This window comes from Pseudomonas triticicola, from assembly GCF_019145375.1.
GTDB classification, from domain to species: Bacteria; Pseudomonadota; Gammaproteobacteria; order Pseudomonadales; family Pseudomonadaceae; genus Aquipseudomonas; species Aquipseudomonas triticicola.
Genome location: NZ_JAHSTX010000001.1, coordinates 3,972,787 through 3,992,612, shown reverse-complemented (window position 1 = coordinate 3,992,612; position 19,826 = coordinate 3,972,787). Strand labels below are relative to the sequence as shown.

The 19,826-nt window shown below is 60.2% G+C and carries 7 protein-coding genes; 4 read left to right on the top strand and 3 right to left on the bottom strand.

Going from position 1 to position 19,826, the window contains the following annotated elements:
* Positions 1-34 precede the first annotated feature (34 nt).
* The 3 genes from KVG85_RS17655 to KVG85_RS17645 are packed head-to-tail and all read right to left on the bottom strand — an operon-like array spanning position 35 to position 10,066.
* A complete protein-coding gene (locus KVG85_RS17655) occupies positions 35-4,675 on the bottom strand; it encodes an NEL-type E3 ubiquitin ligase domain-containing protein (protein ID WP_225926687.1) in 4,641 nt (1,546 codons plus the stop codon).
* Between the two features lie 36 nt (positions 4,676-4,711).
* Positions 4,712-7,360 carry a hypothetical protein gene (locus tag KVG85_RS17650; protein WP_225926686.1) on the bottom strand — a complete coding sequence of 883 codons (2,649 nt, stop codon included), beginning with the start codon at positions 7,358-7,360 and terminating at the stop codon, positions 4,712-4,714.
* Positions 7,361-7,363: 3 nt separating this feature from the next.
* Positions 7,364-10,066, bottom strand: coding sequence for a hypothetical protein (locus tag KVG85_RS17645; RefSeq protein WP_217864503.1), 2,703 nt, complete (start codon positions 10,064-10,066; stop codon positions 7,364-7,366).
* A gap of 227 nt (positions 10,067-10,293) precedes the next feature.
* On the opposite strand from KVG85_RS17645, the gene KVG85_RS17640 reads away from it, so the two are divergent.
* The 4 genes from KVG85_RS17640 (at position 10,294) to KVG85_RS17625 (ending at position 19,794) form a co-directional block, all read left to right on the top strand.
* Complete coding sequence (locus KVG85_RS17640; protein ID WP_073471692.1) at positions 10,294-12,597, top strand: YgiQ family radical SAM protein; 2,304 nt, start codon at positions 10,294-10,296, stop codon at positions 12,595-12,597.
* Positions 12,598-13,053: 456 nt separating this feature from the next.
* The gene (locus tag KVG85_RS17635) at positions 13,054-16,329 is read left to right on the top strand and encodes a transglutaminase family protein (RefSeq protein ID WP_217864502.1); all 3,276 of its coding nucleotides are present in this window, start codon (positions 13,054-13,056) and stop codon (positions 16,327-16,329) included.
* 88 nt (positions 16,330-16,417) lie between these two features.
* Positions 16,418-18,904, top strand: coding sequence for a circularly permuted type 2 ATP-grasp protein (locus KVG85_RS17630; RefSeq protein ID WP_217864501.1), 2,487 nt, complete (start codon positions 16,418-16,420; stop codon positions 18,902-18,904).
* Positions 18,904-19,794, top strand: coding sequence for a transglutaminase family protein (locus tag KVG85_RS17625; RefSeq protein WP_217864500.1), 891 nt, complete (start codon positions 18,904-18,906; stop codon positions 19,792-19,794). The genes KVG85_RS17630 and KVG85_RS17625 overlap by 1 nt, the downstream gene beginning before the upstream one ends.
* Positions 19,795-19,826: the final 32 nt, after the last annotated feature.

Sequence of the window (19,826 nt, the reverse complement as noted above, 5' to 3'; positions counted from 1 at the left end):
GACCGGATCATCCGGCCTGCTGTCCTGATCAGCTTTAATCGGCCACAGCAGCCGTCTCGCTGCCGGCAGGCTTTTCAACGGCGCCGCCGGTGCGAATTTCCTCGCGTGTGAGCGACTGGATCAGCGTCGCTTCGCTGATGGCCAACTGTGCAGTGACGTCATTGGTTTGCGCCTGATATTCGCTTTGGCTCAGTACTTTTGTTGCGAACTGATCGTCCAGTGCGGCCTGTTTCTGTTGATAGGGCTGACGTGCGGCGTCGAACCGGGACGAGTATTTGTGCGTGATGAAGTCCTGCCAGGAATCCATCGATACCAGAGCCTGAAACTCTTCGGGGGAGTCGTTCAAGGCGATGATCTTTCGATAGGCCACTTCAAGCATCGGCGATGTGACGCCAGCCATGCCGATAAAGGACAGTGTCTGCGGCTGAAACGGTAACTGCAGCCGATCCTTGAGCCCAAAGCGGTATGCCATAGTCATCTCATGCGGGTCGCGCAAGCGCAGGCGATGGGTATTGCGCTCACTCGCTGATGTTTGCGGATCCTCGACAATTGCCCTGCTTGCAGCAATCTCGGCTGCGGCCAGATCATCGACCTGTCTGAGTCTGAACAGGCTTCTGGACAGGTTCAATAATCGTGTGCCATCGCCGTCTTGCCTCGCCTGCATTCGCGCCCCATGGGTGATGGTCAGTATTTGCATGTCTGTAAACGTGGCAGCGGCAAGGTCAGTGCAACCAGCCTCGCAGGCGCGATCAAAAACGTCTCTGCGCAGAGCGCGTGTTTGCACGCTGTTCTCGCTGATGGCATCGACCACGTCCCAGATCTGCCGGCGGAAATCGGCATGGTGGGCGAGCTTGGCAATGATGTTGAAAAAGCCATCTGAGCCCTCCTGTGCTTTAAGCGTGTTCAATTGCCCGGTGCGAATCATCGCCTCGTTTGCCGTCATGCCGACGGTCAACTTCGGATGAACCGGGTCAGAATTTATTGCCATTGGTTGCGGGCGGGCCACCGGAACTGAAGTCGTCAGCAGGTTCAATGGGTTGTAAAGCGATAGTGCGGAGTGGCGCAGCCGCTCACCGTAGCCGGCCAGGCGTTCTCGAGTGTATGCGCTCAGCGGATTTCCGCTTATCTGAGTGCCGCTGTTGACTTGAATCGAATGCGTCAGGCGACCCGCTGCCGGTGCGACGACAAAGTCGGGGAGGATGGTGATCCGGTTGTTGTTCAGATGGATCTGGCCCAGTAGGGGCTGATCGAACAGTCCGGTTGGCCATCTATCGATGCCAGTGTTTGACATGTCGACCTCGCGCATGTCGGTGATCGCGCTGAAATCCGGGCTCACGCTCAAGTGCGGGTTATCGTTAATCCACAGGGCCCGCAGAGTGGTTCTCCCGGCCAGTATCTGCGCGGTCTCGGCGGTGAGTTCGAGTTGGTTACCCTGCAGGAACAACCGCGTCATGCCGTGCATTTCGCCGATGGCCGGCGGGAGATCCCTGAGTCGATTGTTTGCCATGTTCAGCCAGCGCAAATGGCGGAAGCGGGTCAGAAAACCTTCCGGGGATTCGGTGAGATTCATGTTGTTGAGTTTGAGTGAGCCGACATGGCTGAAGTCGGTGTTCAGATCCGGCAGGGTTGGCAACGTCAGGCCACTCAAATCCAGTTCCAGACCTATCGGCGTGCCGTCGAAGGCATGTTTCTGCGGCGTCTCACGTCGCCAGCAACTGATGATCCGATCGCGTGCCTCGATGCGCTCATTGCGGGTTTGAGTGTTGGTCTGCAATTGATTGAAGCGGACATAGCGCAGACGATTGCTGCCTCCGGAAAACACCCAGTCATCCAACTGGTTTTTCAACACGGCGAAATCCTGCTCGAGCGCCAACAGCCTGGTCGCGACAGTGCCCTTGTCATGGTTCCAGATAAATTCCCGGCATTCCTTGATGCTTTTGCCAGGGAACAGTTTTCGGTAGCGTTGCGCTCGCGAGTTGTCACTATCGAATACGGCGGGGTGGGCTGGAGTCATCAACTCGGGATGCAGTTGATTGAGTCTTCGCCAGTAGCCATCGAACTTTCTCCAGTAAGGCGAAGGGAAGTCGTTGCCCTCAATCAGCGTGCGGTTGTTGATCCGCGCGACCACGGCCAGTTGATCGACAGGCGGGTTGATATGCGCGTCGGGGACGTTGCGCAGTTTATTGTTGCTGAGGTCGACGCCAGTCAAAGTGGTCTTGTCAGCCAGCCCGAGGGGCCAATCGCTTATTCCGGTGTTCCTCAGCTCCAGTGTCTGCAGCCCGGACATCGCGCTGAAATCGGGCGGTATCTGCAGTGGGTTGTCAGAGAGTTTGACGGTAACCAGCTGATGCAATGCACTCAATGCACCAGCGCTGTGCTCATCGAGTTTTATCTGGTTTGAAGTCAGATCCAGGTGGGCGAGCCGGCTCATCCCACTGATGGCTGCGGGCAATTTTTCCAGGCCGGAGCGGGTGATCGTCAGGATGTCCAGATCAGGCAAGCCCGACAGAAACGTGTCGGCAGTGTCGGACCAGACGACGTTACTGAGGATGAGCATTTTCAATCGACTGAAGTCGGCAGTCAGTGGCGGTAGCGGTCCGTTCACTGCTGGCAGCAGGAGGGACGTCGATTCCTGGAGCCAGCAGTCCTTGATAGTCCGGGCAATGTATTCTGCCCGGATCTTTTCCTTACCGGCGGCGCTGGATGCTGCCGACGTGCTGTCGGCAACGTAAGCCTGCAGCTGTGCGTCGAGCACCTTGAACTCCTCGAAACGCCGGCTGATCGTGGCTTCTGCATTATCCCCCAGACCGATCAGGTATTCCCGGGCAGTTTGCGCGGTTCTCTCTGGATACATCTGTAGCAGCATGACGACTTCAGGGATGTCGCCATCAATCCGGAATGCATCCGTGCGTGCGCTGGTGATCAGTGCCGGGTATTCGGCCGTAACCCTCTGCCAGTAGACTTCCAGCCGCCGCCAATAACCGCTGGCAAAGGGATTGCCTTCAATCAGGGTGACGCGGTTGATGTTGGCGATGGCGAGCACTTGATCACTCGCCGGGTTGATGACTGTCTGTGGTATTTCGCGCAATCGGTTGTTGCGCAGATCGATTGACTCTATCGCTAGCTGATCTCGCAGCCCGGTTGGCCATTCATCCAGCCGGGTGTTGCGCAGATTCACCGTCTTGAGCTGGAGCATGCCGCTGAAATCCAAGGTTTTGCCCAGCGGGTTATCCGACAGATCAAGGTTTTCCAGTTGGCTGAGCGAGGCCAGCTCGGCGGCGGTTTGCTCGCTCAGTTCAATGCGGTTCGCCCGCAGGTCCAATTCCTTGAGACCGGGCATCTGCGTGAGGTTCGCCGGCGGTGTATCGAGCGCCGAAGCATTGATTTTCAAGCGTTCAAGGGCTGTGAACCCCTTGAGAAAAGTTTCGGATCCCGCCGACCATGCCACCGCCTGCAAGTGCAGCGTGCGTACATGGCTGAAATCTGCCGAGAGCGCAGCGATGCCAGCGCCGCCAAGATCCAGCTGCAGCGTTGTTCCCGTCTGCCGTTTCCAGCAACGCTTGATCTCTTGCGCGGCGCGCTCCACCGAGGGATGGACCGCCCCGCCGGCCAGCGCACTGGTCTGCAGCCACGTCGCGAGTTCCAGCTTCAAGGTCTTGTATTCAGTCTCGACGCGGGTCAAGAAGCCTTGTACATCGCCGCTGTGGAGGCTCAGCAGCGCGCGGATCTGCTCGCTGTCCAGAGAGGGGTAAAGTTTTCGCAGTCGCGATTGTGGCGTGCGCAGTCGGTTGATCGCGGCGTTGAGCCGTTCCCGCAGCCCCGGCGAAGCCGGTTGGTCGGGACTGCCGCGCTGCATTCCGCCGGCTCCGCCGACTACGATGCCTTGCCAGCCCTGATGGGCATCGAACACCACAGGCTCTGATCTTCCCGGGCGCGTCGCGCTGTAGATGTTGTCGACGTCGGCGGCGACAGGATCTTGCGGGCGAACGATGCGCATCACCTCGGCGAGAGGCGTCGACGCATCGGGGTCGTGCAAGACCTGATAGCCGTGATCATCGATAACCGCATAGAGTTTGCCGTCATGGCGGTGCAGTCCGTCGCTGTCGGGTGAGCTGGTGCTGAAGTCGAGCGGCGTGCGAAACGCCTGCAGACGCGCCCCCGATAAAGCGAAGGTGTTCGGTGGCGAAAATTCCAGCGCATGCCATCGCCCACTCTCCAGGTCGTGCAGCATCAGCGGTCCGGAGGGTGTCGATTCGCTCGCCAGTCTGGCGCGCCAGAGGCCGCTCTGCGAATCCTTGCCCACCTGCACAAAACCACCCTCGGCCATTTCCACGTAATGGCGGCCCTTGAACGTTCTCAGGCCTTCAGCGTTGGCGTCGGGCAAGCCGATCGTGGCAGCGAGCCGGTAATGCTCAGGCGGGTGGCCTGCATCAGCGAGGGGGTGATGCATTGAAGCAATCGCATGCACCGTGACGTTCGGAGCAGGGACGATTGCATCAGGATCGATGCCGTCTGTGGGTCTGTTCGCGCGGATTGACGGGCCGCTCAACGTTGTCTGATCGAGGCCGGGGCGCGGAGTCAGCTTGAGGCGTGGCGGGGGCGTATCTACGGATGTGTCCGGTCGAAGATGTAAATGACCGGGGAGCGTCACTTTCGACGGTGGTTTGCTTGGCATGTCCTACATTCCTTGTAGTCGTTACACGGTAGCTCTTCAACGGAAGCTGCCGGCCTGTTCGGCGTCATTGCCTGAGGCTGTGTCATGGGGGGGAGCAGAGGCGGCGGCCAGGTCGAAGATTTTCTGCCCTGTGCGTCCATCGAGATATTGGCGCCAGATTGGCACGTGGGTCAGGCCGGCCTGCTCGTCGCGGCGTTGGGATTGGATGCCGCGTCTGCTCTGTTCCAGCGTTTTGAGATGACTGCCCTTGATGGTGAAGTTCAGCGGCTCGCTGCTTTGTTTTTCATAGTGGAAATGCGCTTCCCACAACGGCGCATCGTTAGCGCTATCCCTGATCGAGTAAACGTCGAGAAAGGATTTGTCCCGGCCTTTGCCCAGCTGTTTGCGGTCAACCGTTTTGACGGCATTCAGCTCAGCGTGATCGATCAGATAATTGAGCCGCAAAATGTCCAGCACGTCCTTGTTCTTATACATCCGCACCAGCACGCTTTGGCCATGCGCGGACAGTGTGTCTGCAGCTCTTTGCAAGCGCTCGCTCAGGCTTTGAATCTCGGCATCCTCGGCTGCTGTATCGTGGTTTTGCAGGCGGCGTGCCTGCTCATTGAGCGGGTCGATGGCTTTTTCCAACTCTTCAATTATTTCCGTCGGATTGTCTTTAGCGGTTTCTCTGGTCCGTGCCTGGGCAATGTGCCTTTCAACGTCAACCAATAAGCGGTTGGCCTCGGCGATCAGTTCCGGCCGCGGAGTGCTGGCGATGGGCGGGCGAACAGGCAGCCATTCACCCTGTCTTTTTTCGTATCGCTCGACCGGGCCATTCGGCTGGAACGGGTTGGAAACCTTGACGATAACGCTGCCGTCTGCGGCGGTTTCCGTGTCGCCAACCATTACTCTGGAAGTGCCGTGCCGTCGGGTGCGGAACACTTTCCTCATCGACGGCGGTCGGGCTGACACGCTATCGCTTGGCTGGGGGGGAATAAAGTCGAAGTCAATGTTCTGATCCAGGCTGGGCAGCTCGGTATTGCGGTTGAACGAGGCAAAGATTTCTTTCAAGCGGGTTTCGATGCCGGTCTCGAACTGATCGGTCAGCGCGAGGATCTCCCTGGCGTAATCGGATTTGACGCCGCCTGCCGACAGCTCTGCTTCAAAGCGGCTTCTCTCGGCTCTTATTTGATCGAGGGTCAGCATCAGCGACAACGGCTGCGCGCTTTCGGGAATGTTTTGCAGGTCGCCGGTGATCAGGTCGATGGCGTGAAGCGAGCGCATGGTCACGTTTGGCGGGTAGTCAGGCGTGCCTGCGAACAAGTGGACGTACATGTTCAGCTTGTTGAAGTTGATTCGCTCGGCCGTGTCCACTTCATTACGGAGTTCTGCAAGTACCGGGGCTGCTCCTCGGTCTGCTTTCAGGATCTGCCCCATCACCACTTCCCGGTCTTCGAGAAGCTTCAGCTTTTTGTTCATGAAGCTGATGATTTTTTTACAGTTGTCAGCAGTCAGAGAGGTGAATACAGACTCGCCTCTGAAGTTCATGACTCTCATCAGTCGGTTCAGGTATACCACCCGATCCAGGCGAAGTGCGTGTAACTCTTCGGCGAAAACCCCGTTGGCTTTCAGATGAATCAACCAGGATTTGTGGTCGAGTATTGACTGCAAATTGTCAGCCTGCTTTTTGATGTGCTTGAGCAAGTGAACTTCAACGGCAATCCATGCCGCCGTCCGCTCGGCGCTTCCGCTCGGCAGAGCATTTGCCTGCGCCGAAAGAACGTAATAGCGCTCAGCGGACTCGTTGATCTCGTTCATTCTCGTGACGAATGGCTCATACCGTTGCAGCAGAATCGGGATCGCCTCCTGGCGGCGCATGCCTCCCAGCAAACCGGTGGAGACAGCAACCCAGGTATTGTTGGCGTTGCGTGTGACAGCCCTCGACTCTCCGCTGCGGCTGGCGTGATAGATGTTGTCATCATCAATAGCCACCGGATCTTTGCCATTAACGATGCGCCAGACCTTTTGCACCGGCGTAGATCCATCCTTATCAAGCATTACCTGATAAGCATGATCGTTAATGAGCGCGTAGCGCTTGCCGTCGTGTCGAAACAAACCGTCGTTGTCGGGTGCGCTGGTGCTGAAGTCCAGATCCGTGCGAAACGCTTGCAGGCCGACTTGGGTAAGAGGGGCAGTATTGACTTCGTCATCATCATTTGCCCGCCAGAATCCGCTATCACGATCGCGGAACAAAACCGGGCCGGAAGGTTTCGATTCGCTTGCAAGATGTGCCCGGTACAGTCCGGTGTCGGCGTCTTTGGCGACCAGCACGATCCCGACATCGACCACGTCGACGTATTGGCGGCCTTTATGAGTTCTGAAACCCTCGGTATTGGCTGTCGGCAAGCTGGCAGCGGCCATCACCCGATAATGCTCCAGCGGTAGAAAGGCTGCGCGTGACGTTTCGTTCGGCGATGCCAATGGGCGCACGCTAACGGTAGGAGCTGGAGTGATTGCGTCTTGGTCGATGCTGCCTGTTGGCCTGCCCGGTCGGAATTGTGGGTCGATCGATGTTGCATTTTCGAAGCCCGGTCGCAGGGTTATGTCGGGAGGGTCAGGGCGTAGCGCGAGTGGGGCCCCTGGCGTATCCGGTTGGCGATGGACAGTAACGGTTGCAGTGCCTTTGGAAGGCGTTTTGCCTGGCATGTCTTACATTCCTTGTAGTCGTTGCACGGTAGCTTCTTCAACGGAAGCTGCCGGCCTGTTCGGCGTCATTGCCTGAGGCTGTGTCATGGGGGGAGCAGAGGCGGCGGCCAGGTCGAAGATTTTCTGCGCTGTGTGGCCATCGAGGGGGACCCGCCAGATAGGTCTGTGTGGCCGCTGCGCCAGCTCTTCCCTGCGCTGCGAACTGACACCCCTGCGGCTTTGCTCAAGGGTTTTCAGATGCGCGCCGCGCACGTTGAAATTCAAGTCGGAGGAATCCCGCCTCGCATAATGAAAGTGTGCGTGCCAGAGGGGATCGTGGGTACGGGCATCGGTGACTACATAGATGTCGAGATAATCCCGATCCGAACCTTTGCCACGTTTCAATCGACTCTCGATTTTCCGGGCGTTCACGTGGCCCTTGTCGATCAGGTACAGCAGCCGGTCGATGTTCAGAACGTGCTTGTCCTTATAGATTCGCAGGCGGATTTTTTCGCCCTCATCACGCAGGCGTTGACTGGCGTCCCGCAGTTGCCGAATCAGCGCGCCTGTCTCGCCTTGGGCCAGTTCCGGTCGCTGCAGCTGCAATGCGGTGTCATCCAATGCCTCGGCTCTGCTTTCAAGCATCTCGACGATGTTGTTCGGATGGTTTTTTCGCCGTTCTTCGCGCCGGGCAGCGCCTACATGCGCTTCGACGCGCTCAAGGTGCCGATTGGCTTCGGCAACCAATGACGGCAAGCTCCTCTGCGGCGTTGCCCGGGGCGTACGCCATTCACCGCGTCCAGGGTCATAGGTCTGTGACGGCTGCCTGGGATTGTGCAGGTTGCGGACCTCGATGACCTTTTCGTTTTGCGCAGTGCGTCGACCCTCGCCGACATGGAACTTGTAGACGCCGTTCTTCTTTGCCCGAAAGATGAGCTTGGGCGGCGGTTGGTCGCCGCTTCTGTCCTGGGCCGGTATGAACTCGAAATCAACGTTCTGCTGGTCGAACGTCAGCACCGGACGGTCAGCCTGTTGGAGCAGCTGGTTCAAGCGGTGTACCAGCGTTTGCTCGAATATTTCCAGTTCTGCAGTGATCTCCATGCGTGAAGTCGCGTGCTGCTCCCCCGCAGCCAGATCAAGGCGTTCGAACCAATGGCGGATGGCTGTGCATTCCTGGAGCAGACCGTTCAATACGGCAGGGTGGGAAACCTCGGGAACTGCGTCAAGCGCTCCGTAAACAAAGGTCGCCTGACCAAAGCGGGCTGCCAGTTCTGATGCCAGAGGGGCGTGGCCGGTCGATTGTGGATTATCCAGTATCAGGCTTTTAGCCAAGACCCACGAAGCCACGACGTCATGTGTGTCCATTGGTGTCAGAGCGTATGCACTGAATGCGTCCGGCGAGACCCGCCATGTGTTCACCAGATTGTCGGCGATGTGCTGGCGCTCTCGCATGTGGCCGAGAATTTTACCCAGGACGTTGACTGTTCGCGGGAGCCTTTCGATGTCGATAAGTGGCCCCCCCAGCGCATGGCGGGTCAAGCCGCATTCGACCAATTGACTGTAAAAGCTCATTTGGGTCTTCTGCAGCACAATCATTTTTTGTTCGTAATCGTCCTTTTTTATGAAGCGCCGTACCTTGGGTTTTTCCTGCTCATGGAACTTGATTGCTTTTGCAAGGGACTTCAGCGCTTGATGGCCGTGTAATTCGCGATCAAGCAGTGCCATTGTTTCGCGCCTGACCGCTTCTGAGCGCTCACCCCCTGCTTCCCTCACGCTCCGCCACACATCCTTCAGGTGTTCACTTTTAGCGATGTCTTGCTCCATACGCTTGTTGAAACGGTTGAGTCTGATTCCGACTTCCAGGTACTGCCATGGCTCCAAGGGCGCCGCTCCTGTCCCTCTCTGCATCCCGGCTGCCCCCGTTACAGAGGTTCCTCGCCAGCCATGGCGAGCGTGGAAAATGATCGGTTCCGACCTGCCTGAACGGGATGCGACGTAAACATTCGCGGCGTCGGTGGCGATAGGATCGTCGGGGCGAACGATGCGCATGACCGCCCTCTGCGGCGCTGATGCATCAAGATCATGCAGGACCTGATAGGCGTGATTCTCGATCTGCACATAGAGTTTGCCGTTGAAGCGCAACAGGCCATCCTCCCCCGGCTCGGCCGTGCTGAAATCCAGATCGGTGCGAAACGCCTCCAGACGGGTCGGGGATAGCGGGTAGGTCGATGGCGCCCAGGTTTCGATCGGTTGCCAGAGACGGCTGTCGGCATCGAACTGCAATAGCGGTCCAGACGGGTGCAATTCGCTGGGCAATTTCGCCCGGTAAAGACCGCTGGCGGTGTCCAGACCGACCTGCACGGTGCCACCCTCAGGCACTTGGACATACTGACGTCCCTTGAGCGTCGAAATGCCTTCGGCATTGGCTGGCGGCAACACGACCAGCGAAGTGATCCAGTAATCTCCCAAGGGCCGCTCATGCACAACTGCAGCCGATTCGGCGGCCGCTGTCGTGCTGACCGTTGCCCGCGAAGGCACGGAGATAATGCGGTTGAGTCCGTGATCGATCGATGTCGATACCGTTGTGGGAGTCGGGCGTGCGGGAATTCTGTGCCCCGGTCCGCCATCGAAAAGCGGCGTAAAACCAGGTCGGGCTATCGAATAATCGGGTCGCGGATGATGTACCGAGACGGTAGTAACGCCTCTGGTTGGCGGTTTGGGTGACATTGCCTGTCTTCCTTTACATTTCTAATGCCCCGCTGCTCTTGGGAGTGCGAAGGGCGGGCGGCTTCCTTGCCGTTTCGTGCGTCGTGCGTGCAACAAAACGCGTAATGTGTGGCGGGTTGGTGGCGCGGGAGCAGCGCACAGAGAAACCGACCACCGTCGTCGGAATTGGTCAAAATTTGTGCTATATTCCGCGCCCGCGATTTTTCACTTCAACACCGGTCGTCGACATGCAAGCAGCCAAGCCGTTATTTGACTATCCAAAATATTGGGCCGAATGTTTCGGGCCAGCGCCATTCCTGCCGATGAGCAGGGAGGAGATGGATCAGCTCGGCTGGGATTCGTGCGACATCATCATTGTTACCGGTGATGCCTACGTCGATCATCCGTCGTTCGGCATGGCGATCATCGGCCGGCTGCTGGAGTCGCAAGGCTTCCGCGTCGGGATCATCGCGCAGCCGAACTGGCAGTCCAAAGACGACTTCATGAAGCTCGGCGAGCCGAACCTGTTCTTCGGCGTCGCGGCGGGCAACATGGACTCGATGATCAACCGCTACACCGCGGACAAGAAAATCCGTTCCGATGACGCGTACACGCCCGGCGGCATGGCCGGCAAGCGTCCGGATCGCGCCAGCCTGGTTTACAGCCAGCGCTGCAAGGAAGCCTACAAGCACGTGCCGATCGTGCTCGGCGGCATCGAAGCCTCGCTGCGACGCATCGCCCACTACGACTATTGGCAGGATCGCGTGCGCAACTCGATCCTGATCGACGCCAGCGCCGACATTCTTCTTTACGGCAACGCTGAGCGCGCCATCGTCGAAGTCGCCCAGCGCCTGTCGTGGGGCCACAAGATCGAAGACATCACCGATGTGCGCGGCACCGCGTTCATCCGTCGCGACACGCCGCAGGGCTGGTACGAAGTCGACTCCACGCGCATCGACCGTCCGGGCAAGGTCGACAAGATCATCAACCCGTACGTCAATACCCAGGACACCCAGGCCTGCGCCATCGAGCAGGAAAAAGGCCCGGTCGAAGATCCGCAGGAAGCCAAGGTCGTGCAGATTCTGGCCAGCCCGCGCATGACCCGCGACAAGACCGTGATCCGCCTGCCCTCGATGGAAAAGGTGCGTAACGACCCGGTGCTGTACGCCCACGCCAACCGCGTGTTGCACCTGGAAACCAACCCGGGCAACGCCCGTGCGCTGGTGCAGAAGCATGGCGAGCTCGATGTCTGGTTCAACCCGCCGCCGATTCCGATGACCACTGAAGAAATGGACTACGTGTTCGGCATGCCTTACGCGCGTGTGCCGCACCCGGCGTACGGCAAGGAGAAGATCCCGGCCTACGACATGATCCGTTTCTCGGTGAACATCATGCGTGGCTGCTTTGGTGGCTGCACTTTCTGCTCGATCACCGAGCACGAAGGCCGGATCATCCAGAACCGTTCCGAAGAATCGATCATTCGTGAAATCGAAGAGATCCGCGACAAGGTGCCGGGCTTTACCGGTGTCATCTCCGACCTCGGCGGCCCGACCGCGAACATGTACCGCATCGCCTGCAAAAGCCCGGAAATCGAATCCGCGTGCCGCAAGCCGTCGTGCGTGTTCCCGGGCATCTGCCCGAACCTGAATACCGATCACTCGTCGCTGATTCAGCTGTACCGCAGCGCCCGTGCCTTGCCGGGCGTGAAGAAGATTCTGATCGCGTCGGGCCTGCGTTACGATCTCGCGGTCGAGTCGCCGGAATACGTCAAGGAGCTGGTGACCCACCACGTTGGCGGCTACCTGAAGATCGCCCCGGAGCATACCGAGGAAGGTCCGCTCAACCAGATGATGAAACCGGGCATTGGCAGCTATGACAAGTTCAAGCGCATGTTCGAGAAGTACACCAAGGAAGCGGGCAAGGAGCAGTACCTGATTCCGTACTTCATCGCCGCCCACCCGGGTACCACCGACGAAGACATGATGAACCTCGCTCTGTGGCTCAAGGGCAACGGCTTCCGCGCCGACCAGGTGCAGGCGTTCTACCCGTCGCCGATGGCCACCGCCACCGCGATGTACCACTCGGGCAAGAACCCGCTGCGCAAGGTGACGTACAAGAGCGACGGCGTGACCATCGTCAAGAGCGAAGATCAGCGTCGTCTGCACAAGGCATTCTTGCGTTATCACGACCCGAAAGGCTGGCCGATGCTGCGTGAAGCGCTGATCCGCATGGGCCGCGCCGATCTGATCGGGCCCGGCAAGGATCAACTGATTCCGGCGCATCAGCCGGCCACCGACAGCTACCAGAGCGCCCGTCGCAAGAACTCGACGCCGGCCGGCAGCCACAAGGTCGCCAAAGAGAAGACCACCAAGATTCTCACCCAGCACAGCGGTCTGCCGCCGCGTGCCAGTGATGGCGGTAATCCGTGGGACAAGCGTGAACAGGCCAAGGCTGCGGCATTCGCCCGCAACCAGCAGGCGGCCAAGGAGCGCAAGGATGCGGCCAAAGGCAAAGGGCCGAAGCCGACACGCAAGCCGGTCGTGCCGCGCTAGACACTGCTTGAGCTGAACAGAACGCCAACCTTCGGGTTGGCGTTTTGCTGATCGTTCCCACGCTCCGCGTGGGAATGCCTCTCGGGACGCTCTGCGTTCCAGCCGTTACTCGCAGTATTGTCGAACATGGTTGTGACGCGTAGCGTCACGGGCTGCATTCCCACGCAGAGCGTGGGAACGATCAAGTTGTTGCCGCTGGCCTCTTCGCGAGCAGGCTCGCTCCTACAGGGGAACGCATTGCACATGTGGGAGCGAGCCTGCTCGCGAAAGCGTCCGATCAAACACGGCAAGAATCAGCGTCCGCAACATTTGCGTGCAACTGAGTCCAAGCATTTCCTCGCATCGCCCGGTTTTGGTGCTGTACTGCCTTGAGCATTTCGCGAAAGCGCGCAAGCCTGTGCATGGCATAAGTCTTGCGCGCTTTCCCATACGCCCAAGGCTCGCAGGAGGCACGCCGTGTCGATCCATGTCGCATTGCATCACGTCACGCATTATCGCTACGACCGCGCTGTCGAACTCGGCCCGCAGATCGTCCGCCTGCGCCCGGCGCCCCACAGCCGCACGCGAATTCTTTCCTATGCGCTGAAAGTCTCGCCCGAGCAGCATTTCATCAACTGGCAGCAGGACCCCCAGGGTAATTACCTGGCACGTCTGGTGTTTCCGGAAAAAACCGCAGAGCTGCGCATCGAAGTCGATCTGGTAGCGGAAATGGCGGTGTTCAATCCGTTCGATTTCTTCCTCGAACCGTACGCCGAGCGAATCCCGTTCAGCTACGCCGCCGACGAGCGCAAGGAGTTGGCGCCGTACCTCGAAACCCTGCCGCTGACGCCAACGTTCAAGGCTTACCTGGACAGCATCGACCGCACGCCACTGCCGGCGGTGGATTTTCTGGTGGCGCTCAATCAGCGCCTCAGCGAAGACATCGGCTACCTGATCCGCATGGAGCCCGGCGTGCAGACTCCGGAGCACACACTGCAACACGCCTCCGGTTCCTGCCGTGATTCGGCATGGTTGCTGGTGCAGCTGTTGCGCAATCTCGGTCTGGCGGCGCGGTTTGTTTCCGGCTACCTGATTCAACTGACCGCCGATTTGAAAAGCCTCGACGGCCCGTCCGGCACCGAAGTCGACTTCACCGACCTGCACGCCTGGTGCGAGGTGTATCTGCCGGGGGCCGGCTGGATTGGCCTTGATGCGACGTCCGGGTTGTTCGCCGGGGAAGGGCATATTCCGTTGGCGTGCAGTCCCGATCCGTCCTCGGCGGCGCCGATCAGTGGTCTGGTCGAACCTTGCGAGACACAGTTCAGCCACGAAATGTCGGTCGAGCGAATCTGGGAAGCGCCACGTGTCACCAAGCCCTACACCGATGAACAGTGGCGGGCGATCCAGGCGCTGGGGCGGCAGATCGATGCCGATCTGCTCGAAGGCGATGTGCGCCTGACCATGGGCGGCGAACCGACCTTCGTCTCCATTGACGACCCGGACGGCGCCGAATGGAACACTGCCGCGCTGGGGCCGGACAAGCGTCGGCTGTCCGCCGAACTGTTCCAACGCATGCGCAAGCAATACGCGCCGCAGGGGCTGGTGCATTTCGGTCAGGGCAAGTGGTATCCCGGCGAGCAGTTGCCGCGCTGGTCGCTCAATTGTTACTGGCGCCGCGACGGTCAGCCGATCTGGCACAACGACGCGTTGATCGCCGACGAGCAGCAGGACTATGGCGCCGACGGCGAACTGGCCGGACGCTTTCTCGCCAGCGTCGCCGAGCGCCTGAAGTTGCCTGCACGCTTCGTCTTCCCGGCTTACGAGGATCATCTCTATTACCTCTGGCGTGAGGGCGCGTTGCCCGGCAACGTCAGCGCCGAAGATTCGCGTCTGGAGGAACCGCTGGAGCGCGCGCGGTTGCGCAAGGTCTTCAGTCAGGGCCTGAACAAGGTGATCGGCCAGGTGCTGCCACTGGCGCGCACGGCCAAGGGCGATCAATGGCAGAGCGGGCGTTGGTATCTGCGTGATGAGGACTGTCGCTTGGTGCCGGGGGATTCGCCGCTGGGTTACCGCTTGCCGCTGGCCTCGCAGCCGTGGGTGAAAGCGGCGGAATATCCGTTCATCCATCCCAACGATCCGAATCAGGACTTCGCTGAACTGCCGGATCTGGCGCAGCTCGGTGTTCACGGTGAACCGGCTGTCCTGGATGAGCGGGTGCCGAAAATCGATGAGTCCGCTGACTGGCTGACCCGCACCGCATTCTGCGCCGAGGCCCGCGAAGGGCGGCTGTGTCTGTTCATGCCGCCGCTGGAGCGGGTCGAGGATTATCTGGAACTGGTCTCGGCCATTGAGGCCACCGCCGAAGAACTGCATTGCCCGGTACTGCTGGAAGGCTATGAACCGCCGAGTGATCCGCGCCTGAGCAATTTCCGTGTCACTCCGGACCCGGGCGTGATCGAGGTCAACGTGCAGCCATCGGCGACTTGGGACGAGTTGGTCGAGCGCACTGAGTTTCTCTATGAACAGGCACGACAGACCCGGCTGACCACCGAGAAGTTCATGATCGACGGGCGCCACACCGGCACCGGCGGCGGCAACCATTTCGTCCTTGGCGGCGCGACACCGGCGGACTCACCGTTTCTGCGGCGGCCGGATCTGCTGCGCAGCCTGATCAGTTACTGGCACAACCATCCTTCGCTGTCGTACCTGTTTTCCGGCCTCTTCATCGGCCCGACGTCCCAAGCGCCACGGGTCGACGAGGCGCGTAATGACGCCTTGTACGAACTGGAAATCGCTTTCGCGCAGATGCCGGAACCGGGCGAGGAATGTGCGCCGTGGCTGGTCGATCGACTGTTGCGCAATCTGCTGATCGACGTCACCGGCAATACCCATCGCGCCGAATTCTGCATCGACAAACTGTATTCACCGGACGGCGCCACCGGGCGTCTCGGCTTGCTGGAACTGCGCGCTTTTGAAATGCCGCCCCATGCGCGCATGAGTCTGGCTCAGCAGTTGTTGCTGCGGGCACTGGTCGCGCGGTTCTGGCGCGAGCCTTATGCGCCGGCGAAACTGGCGCGCTGGGGCACCGAGCTGCACGACCGCTTTCTGCTGCCGCACTTTATCGAGCAGGATTTCGCCGACGTTATCGTCGAACTCAACAACGCCGGCTATCCGTTGCGTGCGGAGTGGTTCGCGGCGCATCTGGAGTTTCGTTTTCCCAAGGTCGGTGACTACGCCGTCAATGGCATCGAGCTGGAGCTGCGTCAGGCGCTCGAACCCTGGCACGTGCTGGGCGAGGAGGGCTCGGCGGGCGGCACGGTGCGTTACGTCGATTCATCGCTGGAGCGCTTGCAGGTCAAGCTCAACGGCTTGCCGCCACAGCGCTATCTGCTGACTTGCAATGGCGTCGCGGTGCCGTTGCACCCGACCGGGCGGGTGGGTGAGTTTGTCGCCGGGGTGCGCTTTCGAGCCTGGCAACCAGCGAACTGTCTGCATCCGACCATACCGGTGCACGCGCCGTTGGTGTTCGACCTGCTCGATACCTGGATGGGGCGTTCGCTGGGTGGTTGCCAGTACCACGTCGCCCATCCCGGTGGGCGCAATTACGAGACCTTGCCGGTCAATGCCAATGAAGCGGAGAGCCGGCGCATGGCGCGGTTTTTCCGCCTCGGACACACGCCGGGGAAACTTCCCGTACCCAAGGTAGAAATCAATGACGAGCTACCGATGACCATCGACCTGCGCCGTTACTAGAGCCTACGCAACACGCGGATTTTTCGTATATCCGCGTGTCATGTGCCTGCGTTAGTCTGACCGTTCCCTGCTGTCTGCCGAGCTTTCCATGCCTGACCTGTTAGACCGCTACCCGCTGACTGCGGGCACCTATCACGAACTGCTCGACGGCAGCGGCGCAGTGCGTGCGCATTGGCAGCGGCTGTTCGATCAGTTGCAGCGCAGCAGCCCGGCGCAACTGGTGCAGCGTCAGGCCTTGCTGGCGCGGCAGATTCAGGAAAACGGCGTCACCTATAACGTCTATGCCGATCCCAAGGGCGCTGATCGGCCGTGGGAGCTGGATCTGCTGCCCCATGTGATCGCGGCTGCTGAATGGCAGCAATTGTCCGCCGGCATCGCTCAGCGTGCGCGCTTGCTCAACGCAGTGCTGGCGGATCTGTACGGTCCGCAACGGTTGATCAGTGAAGGCCTGCTGCCGGCAGAGCTGGTGTTCGGGCACAACAATTTTCTCTGGCCCTGTCAGGGCATTGCCCCGCCCGAGTCAGCCTTTCTGCATTTGTATGCCGTGGATCTGGCGCGCACACCGGATGGTCGCTGGTGGGTCACTGCCGATCGCACGCAGGCGCCGTCCGGGGCCGGCTATGCGCTGGAAAACCGCACCATCGTCTCCCGCGCCTTTCCCGATTTGTACCGCGATCTTAAGGTCCAGCATCTGGCCGGTTTCTTCCGCACCTTGCAGGAAACTTTGGCCCGTCAGGCACCGCAGGGCGATGACGCACCGCTGGTGGTGCTGCTGACGCCGGGGCGGTTCAATGAAAGTTATTTCGAACATCTGTATCTGGCGCGCCAGCTCGGTTATCCGCTGGTCGAGGGCGGCGATCTGACGGTGCGCAATGCCACGGTGTACCTGAAAACCCTCAGCGGCCTGCGCCGGGTGCACGCGATCATGCGCCGCCTCGACGATGATTTCTGCGACCCGCTGGAACTGCGGACCGACTCGGCGCTTGGCGTCCCCGGTCTGCTTGAGGCGGTGCGGCAGGGGCGGGTGCTGGTGGCCAATGCGCTGGGCAGCGGCGTGCTGGAATCGCCGGGGCTGCTGGGGTTTTTGCCGAAGATCAATCAATACCTGTTCGGCGAAGAACTGATCCTGCCTTCGATCGCCACCTGGTGGTGCGGTGAAGCGCCGGTGCTGGCGCAGGCACTGGAAAAACTCCCGGAGCTGTTGATCAAACCGGCGTTCCCGTCGCAGAGTTTCGCGCCTGTTTTCGGCCGTGACTTGAATGAAAGTCAGCGCCTCGAGCTGGCGCAGCGTATGCAGGCACGGCCTTATGCCTACGTCGCGCAAGAGCTTGCGCAACTGTCGCAGGCGCCGGTCTGGCAAGCCGAGGACGGTCATCTGCAACCCCGCGCGATCGGCATGCGCATGTATGCGGTGGCCAGCCACGACGGCTACCGCGTGTTGCCGGGTGGTCTGACCCGAGTGGCGGCCGACGCCGATGCCGAGGTGGTGTCGATGCAGCGCGGCGGGGCGAGCAAGGACACCTGGGTGCTCAGCGATCGTGCGCCAAGTGGCGAGCAGTGGAAGGCGCAGCGCAATGTCGGCGTGCACGATCTGGTCCGCCGCGATCCATATCTGCCGTCGCGGGTGGTGGAAAATCTGTTCTGGTTCGGCCGCTACTGCGAGCGCTGTGACGACAGCGCGCGGCTGCTGCGCATCATGCTCACGCGTTACGTCGATGGCGATGATCCGCAGGCGCTGCAAGCAGCGGTCGATCTCGGCGAGCGGCTGGCGCTGTTGCCGGATGAGGGCGAACTGCCGCAGCGCCTGCTCGCTGCGTTGCTGGGCGAGGACTGGTCGTTCAGCCTGCGTTCCAACCTGCAACGCTTGCAGTGGGCTGCGTCGCAAGTGCGCGGAAAGCTGTCCCGGGAAAACTGGCAGGCGCTGGTCGAATTGCAGCGCGAGGCGCTGGAGCTGGAAGTCGATGAACCGGACTTCGGCGAACTGCTGGACTTCCTCAACCGTCTGGTGATGTCGCTGGCAGCGCTGTCGGGGTTTGCCCTGGATGACATGACCCGCGACGAAGGCTGGCGCTTTCTGATGATTGGCCGGCGCATCGAACGCCTGCAATTTCTCAGCAGCAGCCTCGCCGCATTTCTGCGCGGTGCGGGTGCTTTCGATCAGGCCGGGCTGGAGTGGTTGCTGGAGTTGGGTAACAGCAGCATCACCTATCGCTCGCGCTATCTGGCGGTGGCGCAACTGATTCCGGTGCTGGATTTGCTGCTGCTGGATGAGCAGAACCCCCACGCGGTGCTGTTTCAGCTGAAACTGGTGACCCGCACGCTGAAACGCCTGAACGACGATTTCGCCGCGCCTCGGGAAACCGCGCTGCCGCAACTGGTCGAGCGCCTGTCGCGGTTTGATCTCGGTTGTCTGGAAAATCCTTTGTTCGGCAAATCCAGCGTACGTGCCGCGCTGGATGGTCTGGCCGATCTGTTGCAGGAAATCGCCGAAGCCAGCGGCCAGGTATCGGATCGTCTGGCCCTGCGCCATTTCGCCCATGTCGATGATGTTAGTCAGCGTACGGTGTCCGTGTGATGAGCGCTCAATATCAGATCTTTCACGACACCTGTTATCACTACGACAGCCCGGTCTCCCTCGCGCAGCAACTGGCGCACCTGTGGCCGCGCGAATGCAGCTGGCAGCGCTGCACCGAGCAGCAACTGTTGATCAGTCCCGAGCCGACCATGCGCCGTGATGAGCTGGATGTATTCGGAAATCCGCTGACACGGCTGGCGTTTGAGCGGCCCCATGATGAATTGCAGGTCAACGCCCGGCTGACGGTCGAGGTGCTGGCGCGACCGGCGTTGGATTTCAACCAGTCGCCAGCGTGGGAGCAGACCCGCGATGCGCTGACTTACAGCAGTCAGCCGCTGTCCGCCGACTTGCTCGAAGCCTGTCGCTACCGGTTCCAGTCTCCTTATGTGCATTTGAAGCGCAGCTTCGTCGAGTTCTCGCAAAGCTGTTTTCCGCCAGGGCGACCGTTGCTGCTCGGGGTGCAGGCGCTGATGCAGAAGATATTCAGTGAATTCACCTTCGATGCCGAAGCCACCCAAGTGGCGACGCCGCTGGTGGAAGTGCTGGAGCGTCGACGCGGCGTGTGTCAGGACTTCGCTCATCTGATGCTGGCCTGTGTGCGCTCGCGCGGTCTGGCGGCGCGTTATGTCAGCGGCTACCTGCTCACCCAGCCGCCGCCGGGGCAGCCACGCCTGATCGGCGCCGACGCCTTGCATGCGTGGGTATCGGTGTTCTGTCCGGTATCGGGCTGGGTGGATTTCGATCCGACCAACAATGTGCGGCCGGCGCTGGAACACATCACGCTGGCGTGGGGAAGGGATTTCTCCGATGTGTCGCCGTTGCGGGGGGTGATTCTCGGTGGCGGTAATCATGACCCGGAAGTGCGGGTTACGGTGATGCCTCAGAATTGATGAGTTTTCAGATGTGGGAGCGAGCCTGCTCG